14 protein-coding genes are annotated in these 19,544 nt (G+C 41.8%); 2 read left to right on the top strand and 12 right to left on the bottom strand.

Translation table 11 applies throughout. The features are described 5' to 3' along the window. Positions 1 to 24: 24 nt before the first annotated feature. From IE222_RS05105 to IE222_RS05080, 6 genes are all read right to left on the bottom strand, one after another. On the bottom strand, positions 25 to 2,052 hold the full coding sequence (locus tag IE222_RS05105; protein WP_191270384.1) for a cytochrome c3 family protein: 2,028 nt from the start codon (positions 2,050 to 2,052) through the stop codon (positions 25 to 27). Positions 2,053 to 2,376: 324 nt separating this feature from the next. Then, entirely contained in the window at positions 2,377 to 3,471 is a 1,095-nt protein-coding gene (locus IE222_RS05100) for a cytochrome c3 family protein (RefSeq protein WP_191270382.1), read from the bottom strand. Between the two features lie 108 nt (positions 3,472 to 3,579). Beyond that, entirely contained in the window at positions 3,580 to 4,545 is a 966-nt protein-coding gene (locus IE222_RS05095; RefSeq protein WP_191270380.1) for a 6-bladed beta-propeller, read from the bottom strand. A gap of 16 nt (positions 4,546 to 4,561) precedes the next feature. Beyond that, positions 4,562 to 5,251, bottom strand: a complete 690-nt coding sequence (locus tag IE222_RS05090) for a tetratricopeptide repeat protein (protein ID WP_191270378.1) — start codon at positions 5,249 to 5,251, stop codon at positions 4,562 to 4,564. A gap of 17 nt (positions 5,252 to 5,268) precedes the next feature. Next, entirely contained in the window at positions 5,269 to 6,423 is a 1,155-nt protein-coding gene (locus IE222_RS05085) for a NapC/NirT family cytochrome c (protein ID WP_191270376.1), read from the bottom strand. A 26-nt stretch (positions 6,424 to 6,449) separates the two neighbouring features. Further along, a complete protein-coding gene (locus IE222_RS05080; RefSeq protein WP_191270374.1) occupies positions 6,450 to 7,817 on the bottom strand; it encodes a NapC/NirT family cytochrome c in 1,368 nt (455 codons plus the stop codon). A gap of 508 nt (positions 7,818 to 8,325) precedes the next feature. Here IE222_RS05080 and secA point away from each other — a divergent pair. After that, a complete protein-coding gene (gene secA / locus IE222_RS05075; RefSeq protein ID WP_191270372.1) occupies positions 8,326 to 10,836 on the top strand; it encodes a preprotein translocase subunit SecA in 2,511 nt (836 codons plus the stop codon). Positions 10,837 to 11,116: 280 nt separating this feature from the next. On the opposite strand, the gene IE222_RS05070 is transcribed toward secA, so the two are convergent. Then, on the bottom strand, positions 11,117 to 12,727 hold the full coding sequence (locus tag IE222_RS05070) for a gamma-glutamyltransferase family protein (protein ID WP_191270370.1): 1,611 nt from the start codon (positions 12,725 to 12,727) through the stop codon (positions 11,117 to 11,119). Positions 12,728 to 12,848: 121 nt separating this feature from the next. Further along, entirely contained in the window at positions 12,849 to 13,391 is a 543-nt protein-coding gene (gene hpf / locus IE222_RS05065) for a ribosome hibernation-promoting factor, HPF/YfiA family (protein ID WP_191270368.1), read from the bottom strand. Between the two features lie 257 nt (positions 13,392 to 13,648). Here hpf and IE222_RS05060 point away from each other — a divergent pair, with 257 nt between their 5' ends. After that, positions 13,649 to 14,143: a spore coat protein gene (locus IE222_RS05060; RefSeq protein WP_191270366.1), complete on the top strand. Its 495-nt coding sequence runs from the start codon at positions 13,649 to 13,651 to the stop codon at positions 14,141 to 14,143. 62 nt (positions 14,144 to 14,205) lie between these two features. Here the strand turns inward: IE222_RS05060 and IE222_RS05055 are convergent, their stop codons facing one another. From IE222_RS05055 to IE222_RS05040, 4 genes are all read right to left on the bottom strand, one after another. Then, positions 14,206 to 14,922, bottom strand: coding sequence for a ComFC family protein (locus IE222_RS05055; protein WP_191270364.1), 717 nt, complete (start codon positions 14,920 to 14,922; stop codon positions 14,206 to 14,208). 71 nt (positions 14,923 to 14,993) lie between these two features. Further along, positions 14,994 to 16,484 (bottom strand): ATP-dependent helicase ComFA, encoded by a 1,491-nt coding sequence (locus tag IE222_RS05050; protein ID WP_191270362.1) that lies wholly within the window; start codon positions 16,482 to 16,484, stop codon positions 14,994 to 14,996. Then, positions 16,469 to 17,473, bottom strand: coding sequence for a nuclease-related domain-containing protein (locus IE222_RS05045; protein WP_223282582.1), 1,005 nt, complete (start codon positions 17,471 to 17,473; stop codon positions 16,469 to 16,471). The genes IE222_RS05050 and IE222_RS05045 overlap by 16 nt, the downstream gene beginning before the upstream one ends. A gap of 1,155 nt (positions 17,474 to 18,628) precedes the next feature. Next, complete coding sequence (locus tag IE222_RS05040) at positions 18,629 to 19,471, bottom strand: DegV family protein (RefSeq protein ID WP_191270358.1); 843 nt, start codon at positions 19,469 to 19,471, stop codon at positions 18,629 to 18,631. Positions 19,472 to 19,544: the final 73 nt, after the last annotated feature.

Genomic DNA, 19,544 nt, shown 5'->3' with positions numbered 1-19,544 from the left:
AACGAGAGGATATCCCCTCGTTTTTTATGGACTACCTAAATTCACCGATTCCGAAGTAACAGCTTCCGAGTTTGTTGTTTGAAGAATTTTTTTCGGAGCATGTGCTGCTTCGATGAATGAACCTCCTCCATGACACTGGGAGCACATTTGATAATTCTCCTTGAGATGCCCAGAAATAGGATTTCCTGCTGAATCTATCTCCATAAACGTTGTAATTTTTCCATATAGTACTGTTTTATTGTCAGGATTATGACACGCTAAACAGAACTCTCTTTGTGCGGAGGCATCCCAATCGCCCCCGTCCTTTAAAAATTTACTTTTATTTTTTGCTGGTTCTATATTGCCGAGATTAGACCTTAACATTTGGATGTTATTTGAACCATGAGTTTCATGACATTCTGCACAAGGCAGCTGACCAATTAATTTGGTGCCACTGTCAGCAGTTTTTGTAAGATTATGCCCGGATTGGCTAAGGAAATTATCATTCTTGTAATATTGCTTAATGTCTTTACCTTTTGAGCCATCGTGACAGCTAAAACATAATGAGAAATCCTCAGCATCCCCAGTTGCTGAACTTGCTTTTTTATAGGAAAAAGGTTTTAACCTGCTGTCACTTTTCAGACTATTGGGGTTGTCAGGTGTCCCGGGTATATGTGGGTTATGACAACTAGTGCAGGCAGCCGTTTCTTTTGTTTGACCCTGAGCATGTTTAAAATCAGATGAATAATACTTTTCTGCGGCCGGTATGCCGGCACTAGCCAGAGTTCCATCATGACACGCTAAACATAGATTATCAGCTTTCGCTGTTATTGTACCGCCTTCAAGTGTTGCATTTTTTCCATTATGAGTACTATGACAATAGGCACAAGCATTCGTAACATTTGAATAATTTCCGTGGATATTAAAGTCAATGGATCTTTGACTATCCGGTATGTCAGCAATCGTTTCACCATCCTTGAGGCTAAACCCTTTCACATCTTGATGATTTGCGCTGACCGTTGTAAATTTAAGAAACCTTGGAATGATCTTAAATTTTGAGTCATTTTCGAAATTAGGATCTAAATAAACAGAATATGTTTTACCTGGCGAAAGATTATTATCAAATGTATAGGTATAAACATATGCCGTAATATTATCGTTTAACTTAATATCTTCCTTTATTAGCTTTTCTTTTCCATTACTATCTTCTCCAAAAACCGTTATCAATGGTTGAGTTACAGGGATTTTCCCCACGCTTCTAACTTCAATTAAAATTTGATAATCCAATGGTACACGCGTCATATCTTCTGCAGGCAAGGAACCATCAGGCACCTTTCCGTCTGGTTCATATTCATTTTCAGTACCTTTAGGAATTAATAGCATCTTTGTCATATAAGGTCTATTACCGATTTCTTCAACAGCTGGCTGATTTCCAGTTGATTCATTAGCATCAAGCTGATTTGTAATTAGGTTATTGGTACTAGATTCAGCTGTACTAGATTCTATAGCAGCCGGCTGTCTTAGATTCGTTTCCAAATTTGTCTGGTTGTTAGCTGTTTCAACAGTGGCATCAGTTGTTTCCACTGAATTCGTTGTCCCATCACTTGCTGCGTTTTCACTCTCAGATCCTTGAACCTTCTCTGGCAGCATGACCGTAAACGTTTGTTCCACCTTACTACTGAACCCTTGTTGATCGGAAACAAAAAATGTTAACTTATGAATCCCGTTACTAAATTCGTTTAAGTAAGTAAAATCAGCATATTCTGCCTTGGGTGTTATCGTCAGCTTCCCGTCATCTGTAATATCAATGGGCTGCTCAGAATCCTCTGACTGCTCAAAAACCTTTATGACCAATTCGTTTGATGGCGTCTGGTCATCTGAAACTTTCCCTGTAAATTCAACCGTTGAAACGTCAAGTACTGCTTCTGCCGCTGGAGTCATAACCGTTATTTCCGGTTCGCCAGTTGCTGAAAAAACATGGGTTTCAGGAGAATATAAAAGGAAAGAACTAATTAAAAGGCTACAGATAATAAAATATAAGATAAGCTTTTGTTTGTAGTTCATCCTTTTCATGATATTCATCCTTTTCTCGTTTCTCTTTACTCTAAATCTAGGTAAAAAAAATTAATTATATCAACTGAATTAACATTAATTTTCTTCGTTAAATGAAAGATTTTTGACAATTTCTCAATAATCAGGAATAATAAACAAGGCAGTAATACTTACTATTACTACCTTGTTAAATAATGTTACTATCTTCATCAGCTAACTAATAGTGGGGCTATAGGTTAGCTTTTTTTTAGCTAATCAAAATTTAGTCCCCTAAATTCTGAACGCATAAATTCAACTACGCCTCTGCCTTCGTCCTATTGGACTTGCCAATCCGCGAGTTTTCATTTATCTAATTCCAGACTTGCCTTTAAATACTTTAATAGGATTTCCGTATCTGTCTACACCGTCAGTTAAGTATTTTTCATCAGGCTGCTGTGTATCGATGGCATGTGAAGATTGGTGACATGTCCAACATACAGCCATATTGGTATATTTTTTAAGTGATGATGATTTTACACCTTTACTGTTTACACTTACGTCCTTCATGTAGGCTTCGGCTTTTTCTTGTGACCAGCCATCAATTGTCTTATAATCAGCAATTGTTTTGCCTTGCGTATCTTTTAGTGTTGTAATATCTGTACCATGTGCATAGTGACAGCTTGCACAGTTTCTTCCGGCAGAAGAGCTGTTTGTTGTATGACCGTAATGGTTGCTGTGATTTGGCGCACCGCTGCTAGTTAGGTAATCATCATGACATGCCGAACAAAATTTAGAATAGTTAACTTTATCGGTGTTACCTTTTGGTCCGACAGAGGTCGTGATTTTCAACCCAGACATGGTGGAGCTATTGTTAATATCTGCATAAGCAGGATCTTCCGTTAATTCAAGATTAATAGACTTTGTTCCTTTTGTAAGACCAGAATAGTTGACTCCAATGACATTTTCACTTAATAATCTGTCATTAACAGATCCGTGTGGATTGTGACAGCTGGAACATTCTAATTCCCCGATTGATTTATTGGTGTAAGCCCCCGGAGCAGAACCAATCTGTATACCTTTACCAACATCGTGCATAGAAGCACTGTCATGTGTACTGTTAAATACACCAGCACCAGATGCAGTATTTACGTTATAGAAGCCCATTGTCCCGTCATGACAAGATAAACACATATCAGGCTCCGAATTTTGAAACTTAAGTAATGTTTCATTACTGCCATTATGTGCGCTATGGCAGTTTCCGCAGGAATTCGTATTGTTTTGGAAATTACCATGAGTTCTGTGTTGATTTAAATTACCATCATTATCAACTGTACCAACATTAATACCAGGAGCCGGGTTGCTAGGCGTTGCTGTGAAACCTTCTGCGGAGGCTAACGCGGCAAACATACTCAAAAGAATAAGCGTTAACAAAGCAGAAAAACCTAGTTTAATTTTACTCATGTCTAAAAACCTCCCTAAAAATCTTTCTCTCTGTCTTTTCTAAAATTCTTTACCCTTGAGAAACGATGATCTCTTACTTTTACATACCACCCCCTTAAAATGAAAGTTTCAGTAGAAAACCTGTATTCTTTTATTGATTGTATCCGTTACATATATGGCGCCATTTTCATCAATAAACAAACCGTTTGGCAGATAAAGCTGGCCATTATCTGTTCCCATCCCACCTAAAACCGCGGCTTCATTGCCATCTTTGTCATAGACATAGATGTTATGAGACATATTACTTACGATATAAATAGTTCCCTTCGAATCGACTCCAACTCCTCTGGGATTCACAAAAATAGAATCTCCTTTTCCGTCCTTTGTTCCATTGATAAGTTTTATAAACTTGCCATCTTTATTGAAAACTTGAACTCTATTATTTCCTGAATCGGTAACATAAACCTGCTGGTCCTTATCAACAGCTACTGCGTTAGGTGCTATAAACTGTCCGTTTCCAGCACCGGCACCGCCAATTTCCATTAATTTTTTTCCATCCAAACTAAAGATAAACAGTTTGTTTTCTTTTATATCCGTGACATAAAGCTTCTCTTCATAGATTCGCAATCCGCCTGGAGCCTTAAGGACATTGCTTTGATCCGGAAAATATTTGATAAACTTCCCTTTAGAATTAAAAATGGAAATGTTTCCATTATACAAATCAGCAACGTAAATATTTTCGTTTTTATCCCCTGCGATACCATATGGAAATTGAAATTCTCCCTTACCTGATCCAGCTTTTCCAATCCTCGAAATAGTATTTCCTGATTGATCAAAAACCTGGACCTGTTGGTTATTTGTATCTGTTACGTAAATCAGACTGCCAATTTTTGCAACATCCATCGGTTTATTTAAAGGTTTTTCAAAGCTTCCATAAACCGCTTGTCTGAACTCTGGTGTCCCTACAGTTGGATTAGCCGCTGCTACTATCGGTTTGATTGCCGGCTCCAAATTAAAAAAAGTGATGCCGGTGAAAAGAGCTGCAGTAAGAACAACAATTGTTCCCATCCATATATAAACAGTGTTCTTTTTCAATCTTGATCATCTCCTTTTAATGATCCTTAGAGGCAATTTTTGTTAATGCTTCAGTGGCAGGTTTATACAGAGGATCATAGCTTAGTGCCTTTTTGTAGAGCTCTTCGGCATCTTTGATTTTTCCTTGCCCCTCTGCCACTCTTCCCATTTCAAAAATGATATCAGTGTTCGCAGGCATTAATTTGTTTGCCTCCCCTAGAGATGCCAATGAATCTTTATACATTTTCAGTTTCCTATAAACCATACCTTCCAACAAATGTCCTTTATAATCTTTTGGAGCTAATTCTACCGCTTTTTTGGACTGTTTTAAGGCATCGTCATAGCGCTTTTCATCGTTATAAACCACCCCTAAATTAAAATAGCCGCCAACATTCTTTTTATCTAAATCAATCGCAATCTGTAATTGTTTAACAGCTTCATCATTCTTACCTTTTAAATGGTAAGAGTAACCTAGGTTAATGCGATGTTCCGCTTTATTAGGCTCCTTACTGACCATATCCTCGTAATAAGCGATTTGGCCATCCAATCTGCTTTGATTTTTATCAGTCCAGACGAATTTATCGCAAATGAAGTAGCCGCCAATCAAGCTGACAAATAGTGTTCCAAGAATCATCACCATTGCCTGGAGCTTGGTAAAATAGCCTTTCTTTCTGCCCGTGCGTGTCGATTCCTCAATTTCTATTGCGGGGAGTTTTTTCGCCTCCATAAGTATCCACCTCATGATCATTTTTTGTGACAAGATGTACAGGTTTGTTTCACATGACAAGTGAAGCATCTTGCATCAGGTCTTTTGACCGTTTCAGCAGGGAACGGGTGACCTTGCCGCCAATTATTTTGATGTTTCATTTGGTGACATGTTGCACAATTGACTGCGTTGTTACTGGATGTATTTGTTCGATTAGGATCATGACAAGTGAAACACTTTTCTTGGCTTTTGTTTACAAGTGTGCCATGGTTTCCGATAAACGAACTTGTATGGCTTGCCGGCCTTTTCTTGTGGCAATTTTGGCAGAATGTATTTTCCTTTGCATAGGTATGCTCATTTTTATTCACTGACCTCTTATCAGGATTTAAGTACTTATCCACGATTGATGTGTCTTCATACCCTTCCAGTGCTGAGGTAGACATATACTCATGGCATGAATTACATTTTTTTAGGTCGTTTTTTGCTTTAAGACCATGTGTTGTTTTGAAATCTGCCTTTTTATGACTTTTTGGGACCATTCCGGTCGTGTGGCAGGCCTCGCATTTTGTAGTAATTTTTCTTGAAATATGGCAATCCATACAGATTTCCATCGTTGGGCGGGTATATTTCAAATCCGCCATAGCTGCCTGTCCTACCTTGCTGTCCCAGTTATCGTAATCTGTTTTAAAGGTCATGTTTCGATTGGCAATCTGCCCATGGGCAACACTGCTATGACATTGCGTACATTTAATCTTTTTCTCTGTATGCCGATCATGCGGGATAATGAGGTCCCCGGAAGCTGAAACTTGACGTTTTGACATATCATGGCACTGTTCGCAGACATTATTCGGTATCTCTTTTGTCATGCGAATAATCGCAGCCGCTGTGATATTTTCATTTCGTAAATTCTTTACCGCACCATTTACTTGAACCTTAGCAATCTCCTTGACCCCTGGATCCTTATGACAATTAACACAATCCACTTCTGCATGTGTTGAGGCCTTCCATGTATAATACTCAGGCTTCATCTCATGGCATGATACACAGTACTTGGAGCTAGTGGCAGCTTCTTTTCCAAAGTACCCTAGTGAGAAGAAGACAATTAGAAAAAATAATGTTAAAGTCATAATTTTAAATAGTTTATTCCGAAAACGGGGAGGGGCCGACCGCTCGTATTTGTGCTCTTCATCCATAAAAGCGTCCCTCCAGAGTTGATTAATTAGTTTTTAATGTCATCCTTAAAGCCAGTTCTATGACAGTACTGACAATAAACATCTGTCGGTGCTAATGTCTCGGGGGAATCGGCTTTAGGCTTTTTCTGATCATGACAAATGAAGCACTGTGCCTTTTGATCAGACGTTTTTGCTTTGCTGGCATGTGCGGTTAACCATTGATCGCTGTTGCCATGATTATCTGGACGGTCGCTGTGACAAGCGGCGCAGAATTTATTAATCCTTGACTCCTCTTTCGCCAGCGTAATATTCGGTGTGTATTTTCTCTTTTCGTTCCCCATTTTCAGTAATGTAATAATGTCTTCCTTCGGGATATCCCTTTTCCACTTCGAATCCTGGTGACATTCCATACATTTGTCGAGCTCGGCAACAGCTGTCACTCCATGATTATTATTCCAATTGGCGACTTTGTGATTGTTAGGAATTGATGTAGATTTATGACAGTTGCCACATGCCATCGATATTTTTACGTTCTTTTTTTGTTTTCCTATTGCTTCTAAGATTAATTTTTGTGTTTTTTCGTCATGGTCGGAAGCTATAGCTTCTCCTGTTATTAGCGTTTCTTTTGCCTCAGCCTTTTTTTCATTTATCTGAAGTTTTTTCTCCATTTCTTCCGGATTTGGCGGAATGCTGTATGTAATATCCTTCCATGGTTCTTCTCCGTTATTTACTTTGTCATGACAGTCAATACATGTCCCCATATTGGGTGCCATGTACTTCTTCTCCATGATTTTTTGGGCTGTTTCTTTTGTATAATCTCCTCGCACTTCTTCAGTATTAATGCCGCGGGCAGCTATCTTAGCGTGAACAACCCCGGCATGACACGTAATACAAGGAATATCTTTCTCAATGTGCTTTTTATGATTTACTTTCAGATCTCCAGAGGCAGTTACGATGCGGTTTTTCGAGTGGCATTGCAAACAGTTCTCGTTTGAAACTGCTTCATGCTCCGTTTGAACAATTTGATTTGGCACTCCAGTCACGTGATAGTAAACTTCTTTCATCGACTTCATCTTATGAGTCAGCATGTTAATCGTCCCTGGCTTAATGTGACATTGCACACAGGTAATGTTATTGTGGGCACTCGCTGTAAAGGTGGAATATTCAGGTGCCATTTCATGACAGCTGGCACAGAACGTTGGCGAGTTCGTCATCGCTAGAACACCGTAGCCTCCGCCACCGACAACAATCAGCGCCATCAGCGAGATAAACATCATCTTCCAGCGGGTAACCGGATCCTTCCAATCTATATTTCTGACTTTTTGCCAGAGCCTCTTCAATAGGCCGATATTTTTTTCTTCTTCTATTAATTCGGGATCGGTCTCTTTTTTTTTCTCTCTTCCCCAAAAAGCCACTTTCCTCACCCTTCCCATATTGATTGCTCTCTCTATGTATTTTTTCCATTGATACCTCTCTAAAGGTAGTATCTTACATAACACGGGTATAATCCAATGTACAATTTGTGAATATTTTTCCATAGGACAAAAGTTGCGTTTTTCTCTAAAAGCAACATAAGAATGTTGTTATAACAAGGTTATGTTAGCACTATTCCAATAGTGAAAAATAGTATGAATATGTATATTTATACATAATATTGAATTTTAAATTTTCTTCGAGTTCTCTTTTAATAGACTTTGACCCTATAAATGCTAATCTGACATAAAATGCGATAGGCTGTTCAAATTTGACAAAAATAAGACAGTACAGCCTAATCGAAGCAGTTGATAAATTCCCCTAACTGCCAACTTTGTTGTCACTGCTGCAGTTAAAGTGGTAAGATATAAAAGGAAAAGTATCGCTAGAATTAATTGGATTTTATAAAAATAATTGCTTTTTTAAGTAAAAAAGGAGCGTTCTTCAAATATGGGGATTTTAAATAAAGTCTTTGATCTGAACAAGCGCGAGTTAAAACGGTTGGACAAGCTCGCCATGAAAATTGACGCACTTGCTGGCGAAACCGAAAGATTAAGTGACGAACAGCTTAGGGAAAAAACAGAAGAGTTCAAAGCCCGCTATCAAAAAGGCGAATCACTTGATGACCTGCTGGTAGAAGCATTTGCCGTTGTCCGTGAAGGTGCCCGCCGCGTGCTAGGGCTTTATCCATACCATGTTCAGCTGATGGGCGGTATTTCCCTCCACGAAGGAAATATTTCCGAGATGAAGACCGGGGAAGGTAAAACATTAACTGCGACCATGCCGGTTTATTTGAATGCACTTTCCGGAAAAGGTGTTCACGTTGTTACCGTCAACGAATACCTAGCCAGCCGTGACGCTACTGAAATGGGCCAGCTGTATGAATTTTTAGGATTAACTGTCGGTTTGAACTTAAACAGCATGGACAAGGACGAAAAGCAGGCTGCCTATGCCGCTGACATCACTTACGGCACAAACAACGAATTTGGCTTTGATTATTTGCGTGATAACATGGTTCTTTATAAAGAGCAAAAGGTACAGCGCCCGCTCTATTTTGCCGTCATTGACGAGGTCGACTCCATTTTAATTGACGAAGCGCGGACACCGCTGATTATTTCAGGCTCAGCACAAAAATCAACCGTCCTTTACATCCAGGCGAATGCCTTTGCCCGCACGCTTTCGAAGGAAGTCGATTATACGTATGATGAAAAAACAAAAGCCGTTATGCTGACAGAAGAAGGGATCAGCAAGGCAGAAAAAGCCTTTGGTATTGAAAACTTATTTGATATTTCGCATGTTACTTTAAACCATCATATCAACCAAGCATTGAAGGCAATTGTCACGATGCACCTCGATGTTGATTATGTCGTACAGGAAGGCGAAATTGTCATCGTTGACCAATTTACCGGCCGTTTAATGAAGGGACGCCGCTACTCAGAAGGCTTGCATCAAGCCATTGAGGCAAAAGAAGGTGTCGAAATTCAAAACGAAAGCATGACAATGGCAACCATTACGTTCCAAAACTACTTCAGGATGTATGAAAAATTATCTGGTATGACTGGTACGGCAAAAACGGAAGAAGAAGAGTTCCGCAACATTTATAATATGAACGTTGTCGTTATTCCAACAAATCGGCCGATTGCCCGTGACGACCGTGCAGATTTAATTTACGCTTCCATGGAAGGCAAGTTCCGCGCTGTTGTAGAGGACATTGCAGAACGCTATCAAAAAGGGCAGCCTGTGCTCGTTGGTACAGTTGCCATTGAAACCTCCGAACTCGTTTCAAAGCTTCTATTGAAAAAAGGTGTTCGCCACAATGTCTTGAATGCGAAAAACCATGCTCGTGAAGCGGAAATTATCGCTGAAGCTGGTCAGCAGGGTGCAGTAACCATCGCGACCAACATGGCCGGCCGTGGTACGGACATTAAGCTTGGCGAAGGTGTACGTGAACTAGGCGGTCTTGCCGTTATTGGTACCGAGCGCCATGAAAGCCGCCGGATCGATAACCAGCTGCGTGGACGTTCCGGTCGTCAGGGGGACCCTGGTGTGACTCAGTTCTATCTTTCAATGGAAGATGAGCTCATGCGCCGCTTCGGTTCTGATAACATGAAAAACATGATGACAAAGCTCGGCATGGATGATACTCAGCCGATTCAAAGTAAAATGGTATCCCGTGCCGTTGAATCAGCGCAAAAACGCGTTGAGGGCAACAACTTTGATGCCCGTAAACAATTGCTGCAATATGATGATGTCCTTCGCCAGCAGCGCGAAATCATTTACAAGCAGCGTGACGAAGTATTAGAATCTGAAAACCTTCGCGACATTGTTCAAAACATGATTTTACGGTCTATTGAGCGTCATGTTAACGTCCTGGCACCGGCCCATGCCGATGAAGAGGAATGGAATCTGCAGGGTATAGTAGATTACGTTCATGCTAATCTGCTTCCGGAGGGTGACATCACTCTAGAGGACCTAAAAGGAAAAGATTCCGAAGAAATGGTTGAAGCCATTTATGCAAAAGCGATGGAACGCTACGCGGAAAAAGAAGAAATTCTTGATCCTGAACAAATGCGTGAATTCGAAAAAGTCGTTACGCTTCGTGCAGTCGATTCGAAGTGGATTGACCACATTGATGCAATGGATCAGCTTCGCCAAGGTATTCATTTACGCGCCTATGGTCAAACCGATCCTCTTCGTGAATACCAGCATGAAGGCTTCGCGATGTTTGAAGCGATGATTGAGTCTGTTGAGGACGAAACGGCCATGTATATTATGAAAGCAGAAATCCGCAATAATCTTGAACGTCAAGAGGTCGCACAAGGTCATGCCGTGAATCCAAAAGAAGACGGTGAAACGTTGAAGAAAAAGCCGAAAGTCAACAAGGAAAATATCGGCCGAAATGATCCGTGCCCTTGCGGAAGCGGTAAGAAATATAAAAACTGCCACGGGGCAGCGAAATAAATTTTGATTTTTGAGCACTGGCGATTGGGCCGGTGCTCTTTTTTATGCTGTTAGGATTGGTTTGGCGAAATTATTATGATTTTCGGCGAAATTATTGCAAAAGGCCGCGAAATAATTCTAAAAATCGGCGAAATAAATCGGAAAAGCCGCGAAATACCAGACTAAATCCGCGAAATTAATTTTAGAAACCTGCAAAAATAAAAAACAAGAGATTGTCTTTATATAATCTCTTGTTTTTTTGTTGATATTTATCCCAAAATTCTCCGTTTTCAGTACCAACTCACCACGCAGCAATCGACCCGTCTGTCCGTGCTTCGGTTCCGCCCATCAGCACACCCGTTTTTGGGTCGCGCCAAATGATTTGGCCGCGGCCGAAGCCACCCGAATCAAGCGCTACTTCAATTTGGTGCCCTTTTCGTGCAAGCGCCTGGGCAATATGATTTGGAAAATGTGGTTCAACCTGCACCCGCTTCCCTTCCAGCCACTGCCATCTCGGCGCATCCAGTGCAGCCTGTGGATTCAAGCCAAAATCAATTGTATTCATTACGACCTGCATATGCCCTTGCGGCTGCATGAATCCGCCCATGACTCCGAAAGGCCCTACAGCTTGACCATCTTTCGTCAAAAACCCCGGGATAATGGTGTGATACGACTTGGCTCCCGGTCTTAAGGTATTCGGGTGCTGAGGATCCAGCGAAAAATCATAACCACGGTTTTGCAGAGCGATTCCGGTGCCTGACACCACAATCCCAGATCCGAATCCCATATAATTACTTTGAATAAACGAAACCATGTTGCCTTCCCCATCTGCTGCGGCGAGATAAACTGTACCTCCACGCGGCGGCTGGTACGGAAGCGGCTCAATGGCTTCATCACTAATTTCACGACGCCTCGATTCGCCATAGGCATCACAAAGAACGTCCTCTAATTGCATTTTCATAAAAGCAGGGTCCGTGATACATGCCTTTCCGTCAGTAAACGCAAACTTCATCGCTTCAATTTGCTTGTGGTAGGCATCGACGGTCTCTTTTTCCGTAAAATCAAAGCCTTTGACGATATTCAGCCCCAGCAATGCGACGAGGCCTTGACCGTTTGGTGGAATTTCCCACACATCATAACCGCGGTAGTTCACTTTAATCGGTTCGACCCATTCTGCCCTGTAGGCTGCTAAATCTTCCTTAGAAATGAAGCCATTGTAGCGTTCGGAAAAGGCAGAAATTTTGTCCGCAAGTAAGCCACGATAAAAGCTTTCGGCCTCGGTTTCAGCTATTTCATTTAAAGTAGCTGCATGGGCCGGCGAACGCCATATCTCACCTACCCTAGGTGCTCGTCCATTTGGGGCAAAGGTTTCAAACCAAGGCTGGAACTCTTCATCGGTTAGATTTTGTTTGTATCGATTGTAGGCATATTCCCAATATTTACCGAGCGTCGGCGTCAACGGGTAGCCTTTTTCTGCATATTCAATCGCTGGCTGTAAAACTTCCTTTAACGAAAGGCGGCCAAATTTTTTAGACATTTCCGCCCATCCTGATGGTGCTCCAGGAACCGTCACCGGAATAAGCCCAAAAGCAGGAATTCTCTCCAAACCGCGTGATTTTACGGCGTCAATCGTTAATTTTTGCGGTGCAGGGCCACTTGCATTGAGTCCATAAAGTTTATCCTTTTTCCAAATTAAAGCGAAAGCGTCACCGCCGATTCCATTTGAGGTAGGCTCAAGTACTGTTAAAGCGGCTGCAGCAGCAACGGCAGCATCGATAGCATTGCCGCCTTTTTTGAGAATATCAAGACCTGCCTGGGCAGCGAGCGGCTGCGAGGTGGCAACCATACCGCCTCTGGCGAACACAGTGGTACGCTGGGAAGGATATGGATTATACTGAAAGTCAAAATTCACGAAGTTACCTTCTTTCTAGTAATCTTATTTCCATTATAAAAAAGATTCAGAAATTGGTATATCAAAATTTTTACAATAAAAAACGCTGCCCAGCATGTGGACAGCGTTTTAAATAGTTCTATTAATGTGCTTCAATTAAGCCGTAGCGGCCGTCTTTACGCTTGTAAACAACGTTTGTACGGTTTGTATCAGCATTTGTAAATACGAAGAAGTTGTGACCGAGCATGTTCATTTGCAAAATGGCTTCTTCGCTGTCCATTGGCTTCAGGTCAAAGCGCTTCGTCCGGACTAACTCTAAATCATCATCGTCAATAACTTCAGTTGTTGTATTAGTTGTTAATTGGAAAGGCTCAACACCTTTTTCACGGAACTTACGGTTTACTTTTGTTTTATGTTTACGAATTTGACGCTCTAGTTTGTCAGAAATCAAGTCGATGCCGGCATACATATCGCTGTTGGTTTCTTCAGCTCGAAGAACTAAATTTTGCAGCGGGATGGTTACCTCTACTTTAGATGTTTTATCTGGATTGAATCTAAGATTCACATTCACTTTTGCATCAGGTGCTTCAGTAAAATAACGCTCCAATTTAGAGATTTTCTTTTCTACATACTCTCTGATTGCTGGAGTTACCTCAATGTTTTCACCACGTACGTTATAGTTCATGTGTGGACTCCTCCTTTTTGTAAGGCTATGTATTTACATTTCTATTTTACCCTATGATTCTCCTGCTGACTCAAGCAAAATTAGTCGATTTAATGACAAAAACATAGGGAAAATAGTGACAATGCCTGACATAACCTTTGTTTCGAGAAGATGAAGAAATGTTTTCCTCTCTTTTATTTTAATATTAGGTGGGACAACTTTCCAGTAAAATGCTCATGGAATATGGTAAATGGGAATGACGAAAAGGAGGTCCCTTAATGACACAAGAAGAGAGAAAATTACTAGCCTGGCATGAGACGATGGAACTGCATGAGATGGTTGGTTTCCAATCGACCGGGTTAATGAAACTGAAAATGTCCATTAATAAAGTAACCGACCATGAGCTAAAAGAACTTTATCGAAAATGTATTCACGACCTAGAGGGAAATCTAAATGAACTGCTTAAATTTTACCCTCAGGCCCAAGGTTATCAAGCTCGTGAAGATGATGAGCGGGAAGAATTAGGCTTTTTTGCCGCCGATCTCCTGGCCCTTTCCAAAGCATTAGTGCGTAATCTTGCCGGAGCTATTACGGAAACCGCGACACCTGCTTTACGCCATGTATTTACCAGACAGCTGCAAGGAGCCATCCATAGCCACGAGCGAGTCTTCAACTACATGCATAAACACGGATACTATCCAGCCTATGACTTAGGCAAACTTCTTGGCCATGACATTGAGAATGCCCATAAAGCGATAAAAATGAAATACTAAGAATCATCGCTGGCGGCGGCTTTAATGGTTTGCCGCCTCATTGTATTTGGTATCTAACACCACTATCTTGCCAATGTGATCGATTCTATGCTTGCTGCACCAGCTTGCTTTAACAGTTTAGCAGCGTGTCTTAATGTCGATCCAGTAGTGTAGATGTCATCAAAGAGGATGATTCGTTTTTCTTGGATGTCTGCGTCCGGTATGACTTTAAATACTTGCGGAAGGTGGATACGTTCTGTTCTGGATTTTTTTGATTGTTTTTCCGAGTGGACACGGGTTAGGATTTCTGAAGCAGGCAAATCCGATTCGCGCAGCAAAGCAGCAGCTTGATTAAATCCTCGCTCATAAAGCCGCTCATCACTTAACGGGATCGGCACAACTAAATCCGCTTCGTTTATTTTAATCAACTCTTTTACATAACTGGCAAACACCATCGCAAGCACATAATCCCCGCGAAATTTAAATCTGGCAATAACCTCTTTTAAAAAATCATTATAAAGGAAAAGCGAGTGATTTTTTGTCAGAAATCCCGCCCATTCCTCATCCTTCTCCCAACGAAAACAGTCGTGGCACAAATCATCATGGCGAAAGTTTACGTCTAACAATGGTATGGGACGACTGCAGATTCGGCATGTATCCCCTTCAATTTTCTCCAGCTTCTTCTCACATTCTGCACAAATCAGCTGTTCTTTTTCAGGGGAAAAAATTGCCCTCCAACCAACGGCGGGTAAGATTGTTGTGTGACAGATCAGACAGTGGTGTTGCTGGAATATGGTCATATGTATCACCCTCTTGAATTTACATACTGAATCAGTCAAAACACTCCGATTCGCGGATAAATTATAAAACCTTAAACATCAATTAGCCCACGCTTCACCCCCTCCCTATTCATCAAAACGATTTGCCGCCTTGCCTTCAGCATCGCTTCCGTTTTCCCATAATGAAAAAACGTCACAACCCCATCTGGATGGTCCTTGCTCCTCCCAGCCCTTCCAGCAATTTGCACCAAAGCACTTTCTATAAAAATGTCATCCTCCGACCCCAATACAGCAACATCGATATTTGGAAAGGTAACACCCCGCTCTAATATCGTCGTAGTCAGCAGCAAGGGGATTTCCTTGGAGCGCATTTTTTGTACCTTCGCTTTTCGCTCCGGGTCCTCAGCGTGCACTGCTTCAATATTTGGTGCTAACTGCCGCAAAATCGGGAGTGCGTTTTCCATTAACGGAATATGCGGAAAAAAGACAAGTGCCTGTTTCCCGTTATCAAGTCGTTTTTTAATCCATTTATGTACATTGGGAGGAAGCTTATTTTTTTGAAGCTGCTTTTGCCAGTTGCCACACCACTCGAATTCCGGAACTGGCAGCGGGCGGCGGTGGAACCTAGCGGGGATGGTCGTAAAAGCTCGTTTTCCGGAAAAACATTCTTTCTGCCATTTGGCATTCGGCGTCGCCGTTAGATAGACCATAGCAGACTCAGGTTTACGCGCCTGAATAGCGGCATGCTGCAGCGACTCATCCACCGTATATGGGAAGGCGTCTACCTCATCCAAGATAATCGCATCAAAAGCACGATAAAACCTGAGCAGCTGGTGGGTTGTTGCAATCGTAAGCGGGACAAATTTGTGACGATCCTCGCTGCCTCCGTAAAGCGAGGCAATCTCGATATCTGGAAATGCCGCTTTTAATCGCGGTGTCAGTTCAAGAACGACGTCCGTCCTTGGTGTAGCGATGCACAGGCGTTTATTTGCCGCCAATCCTGCCTCAATCCCAGCGAACAGTACCTCTGTTTTACCAGCCCCGCAAACTGCCCAAATAAGCCATTCCTTGTTATGTAGAATCGCATAACTCACCCGATCTGAAGCCTCTTTTTGTCCTTCTGACAGCGTTCCCTGCCAAGCCATAACTTTAGGCGGCAGTGTGGTGTCAGGCACCGGACCATTCCAGCCGATTAACGGTGTACATTCACTGATTCTTCCCATCATGAGGCATTTACGGCAGTAGATACAAGTATCGCCGCACCTGGCGCAAGGGTATGTTCCGAACCATTGCAGGTCTTTTTTGCCGCATCTAACGCAAAACGGCTTTTTCCCTTCATAGTCAATTCCTTTTCGGATGGTAATAAATCCATTGTCATAATGTGCCTGGATTTCATCGAGCAGGTATGGGAGGTCATCTAAGAGGAGCTGTTTTCCGCTAAGGTAGTGTTGCAGTTCCGAGTTGAATTGAAAACTTGGATTAAGCGGCGGCTGAGGGATTTCGGTAAGCTGGGAAATTTTCTGCGAGCCTTCTAAAAAGTTTTTTTCGAACATTAGTCTGCCGTTTACTAGTCTAAATCGCATGGCGGCACCTTCCTTGGCGATAAAAGATATAAACGATTTTTTGTAGTACCCATTGATGGCAAATTAAGTGATTGAAGCTTTTTTTGGGCAATATGTACGGTCGGAAACAAAAAGAAATCACGGAACTCAGTATTGGTGATCGTTGGCTTATACAAATAAAAATAATCATCAAGGGATTCCAGAAAGGTTTCATTCGAAAGTGTTTGACAGATCGGGCAGCGCCATTTTCCTCTTTCGTATCTCATCGGAATGTGCAAACAAATCGGGCAGCGGACACCGGGGCGTACATCATTTTTACTTATCCCGAACTCTTTTAAAATATCAATTTCATCCGGGCTATGATGTTTAAGCAGTAATTTTCCCAATTCTAATAGTGAATTATAGTTAATCTTCGTTTGGTTAAATTGCTTTTCTAAGCTGTAAATCTTATTAAAAATATCTCTTGCCTTGCAAATTTTTTGAGCATCCCTTATGGTTCCGTTGCGATATGACTTTAAAATTGTTTTGTTGCTTGCGAAAAAAATTAAATAATCGAGCGGAAGCTTTTGGAAGCCATTTGTGTCGAGCCAATCTCTAAGCAGCGATCGATGCCACCTCGCTTGAACACGGGGGTCCTCAAACACCTCTTCGTTCCCATCCTCATTCGGCCGAATCAATTGATTAAATTGATCATCAAAATATAGAGTTCCAAGGATATTTTTTGCTTCAATCGGGAGAATTAGGTTCTGTGATAGAAGAGTGTTGTCAATTTGTATGTGAAATCCTTTGTGTTCCAGGTGGAGGTCGTGAATGATGAGGTATTTTTCATTTGGAAGCTGTTTAAGGTATTTGCTTAATAGGTGTTCTCCCCAGTATCCTGCTTTTCTTATTGCAATATTTTTTTCAATTACAGGAAGCTTCGAATGACCGGGGATTAGACGGCGTTTCAACGCTTGAGTCTTAAGCAGTCTCAATGGTGGAGTCAATTCTTTTAATTCCACAGATATCATCACACTTTCTGTTTTTTTGAAAAAAATTCTACAAAATACGCTAAAGTTCCTTCCAGTTTGTCGGATTATTTGTGGCTATTTTATGACTTTTGAAAGTAGTGAGTTTGTATTTCGCGGACTTCCTCATTTATTTCGCCGTACCTTTTAAAAGTTACCTTTTCTAGATTGTATCTTTCATAATTAGAGCACACTCCAGGATTAATGCTCTGGCCGGAGTTCTCCGGTCCTCACCGGAATTTCGCGGGTTTTCCTAATTATTTCGCGGACTTTACTACTAATTTCGCCGTCTCGGACGTTTATTTCGCGGAATTCCTCAATTATTTCGCCATACCTTTTAAAAGTTACCTCTCTCTAGATTGTATCTTTCATAGTTAGAGCACAATCCAGGATTATTGCTCAGACCGGATTTCGCCGGTCCACACCGGAATTTCGCGGGTTTTCCTAATTATTTCGCGGACTTTACTACTAATTTCGCCGACTTGGACTTTTATTTCGCGGAATTCCTGATTTATTTCGCCATTCCTTTTAAAAGTTACCTTTTCTAGATTGTATCTTTCATAGTTAGAGCACACTCCAGGGTTAATGCTCAGACCGGATTTCGCCGGTCCTCACCTGAATTTCTCGGGTTTTCCTAATTATTTCGCCGACTTTACTACTAATTTCGCCGACTCGGACGTTTATTTCGCGGAATTCCGCATTTTTTTCGCCATACCTTTTAAAAGTTACCTTTTCTAGATTGTATCTTTCATAGTTAGAACATCCTCCAGGATTAATGCTCTGGCCGGATTTCGCCGGTTCACACCGGAATTTCGCGGGTTTTCCTAATTATTTCGCGGACTCGGACGTTTATTTCGCGGAATTCCTCAATTATTTCGCCATACCTTTTAAAAGTTACCTTTTCTAGATTGTATCTTTCATAGTTAGAGCACACTCCAGGATTAATGCTCAGACCGGATTTCGGCCGGTCCACACCGGAATTTCGCGGGTTTTCCTAATTATTTCGCGGACTTTGCTACTTATTTCGCCGACTCGGACGTTTATTTCGCGGAATTCCTCATTTATTTCGCCAAACTCTGCCGGCCGAGCAACCCACGCACAAACTAAAAAACCATTCCGGTCCAAAGGCCCGAATGGCAGCAAACTTCATAATAAATCTTATTTCTTCATCCAGCCCATGCCCATGGAGCCTTCACCAAGGTGGGTGCCGATGACAGCTCCGAAATAGCCTATAACAAACTCCACATTCGGATACAGCAAAGACAACTCCTTCGACCATTCCACAGCTTCTTCCTCGCGGTTGGCGTGAATGATCACAGCGCGGTATTCCCCGCCGCCAGAAACGTCTTCACCTAACAAATCGGCCATTCGCTTTAACGCTTTCCGACGTGTCCGGATTTTTTCAAATGGGACGATGACTTTATTTTCAAAATGCAGGAGTGGCTTGACCTGCAGCAGACTTCCGATAAAGGCAGCTGCTCCGGACAGGCGGCCTCCGCGCTGGAGATGTGACAAATCGTCCACCATGAAATAAGCACGGGCCGATTTCTTCAACTCCTCTAAACACACCATAATTCCCTCAGGTTCCTCGCCGCGCATAACCCTTTCGGCCGCCTCCAAAGCATAAAAGCCTTGAACCATACAGCTGATTTCAGAATCGAACGGAAAAATCTTAATGCCTTCAACCATCGAAGCAGCGCTCAAAGCTCCTTGATAAGTGCCGCTGATTCCGCTCGAAAGGTGAATGCTGATGACCGCATCATACCCTTCCGCAGACAGCCGCTCAAACAGCTCCACAAATTGGCCAATCGGCGGCTGGGATGTTGTGGGCAGGTCCCTCGTCTTGACCTCTTTATAAAAATCGTTCCAAGTAATATCTATTTCTTCCTGATAGACCTCGTTTCCAAAAATCACATTCAACGGGATCATATGTATATTCCATTTTTCTAGCATTTCTTTCGGAATGTACGCGGTACTATCGGTAACAATTGCCGTTTTCATACGCTATCCATCCTTGTCTATCTATTTCAACTAATAATCTGCATGCTTAATATTGTAACGAAAATAGCCGGAA

It is taken from the genome of Neobacillus kokaensis, assembly GCF_014656545.1.
GTDB lineage: Bacteria > Bacillota > Bacilli > Bacillales > Cytobacillaceae > Neobacillus > Neobacillus kokaensis.
The sequence above is the reverse complement of the archived record's forward strand: the minus strand, read 5'-3'. Positions and strand labels throughout refer to the sequence as shown.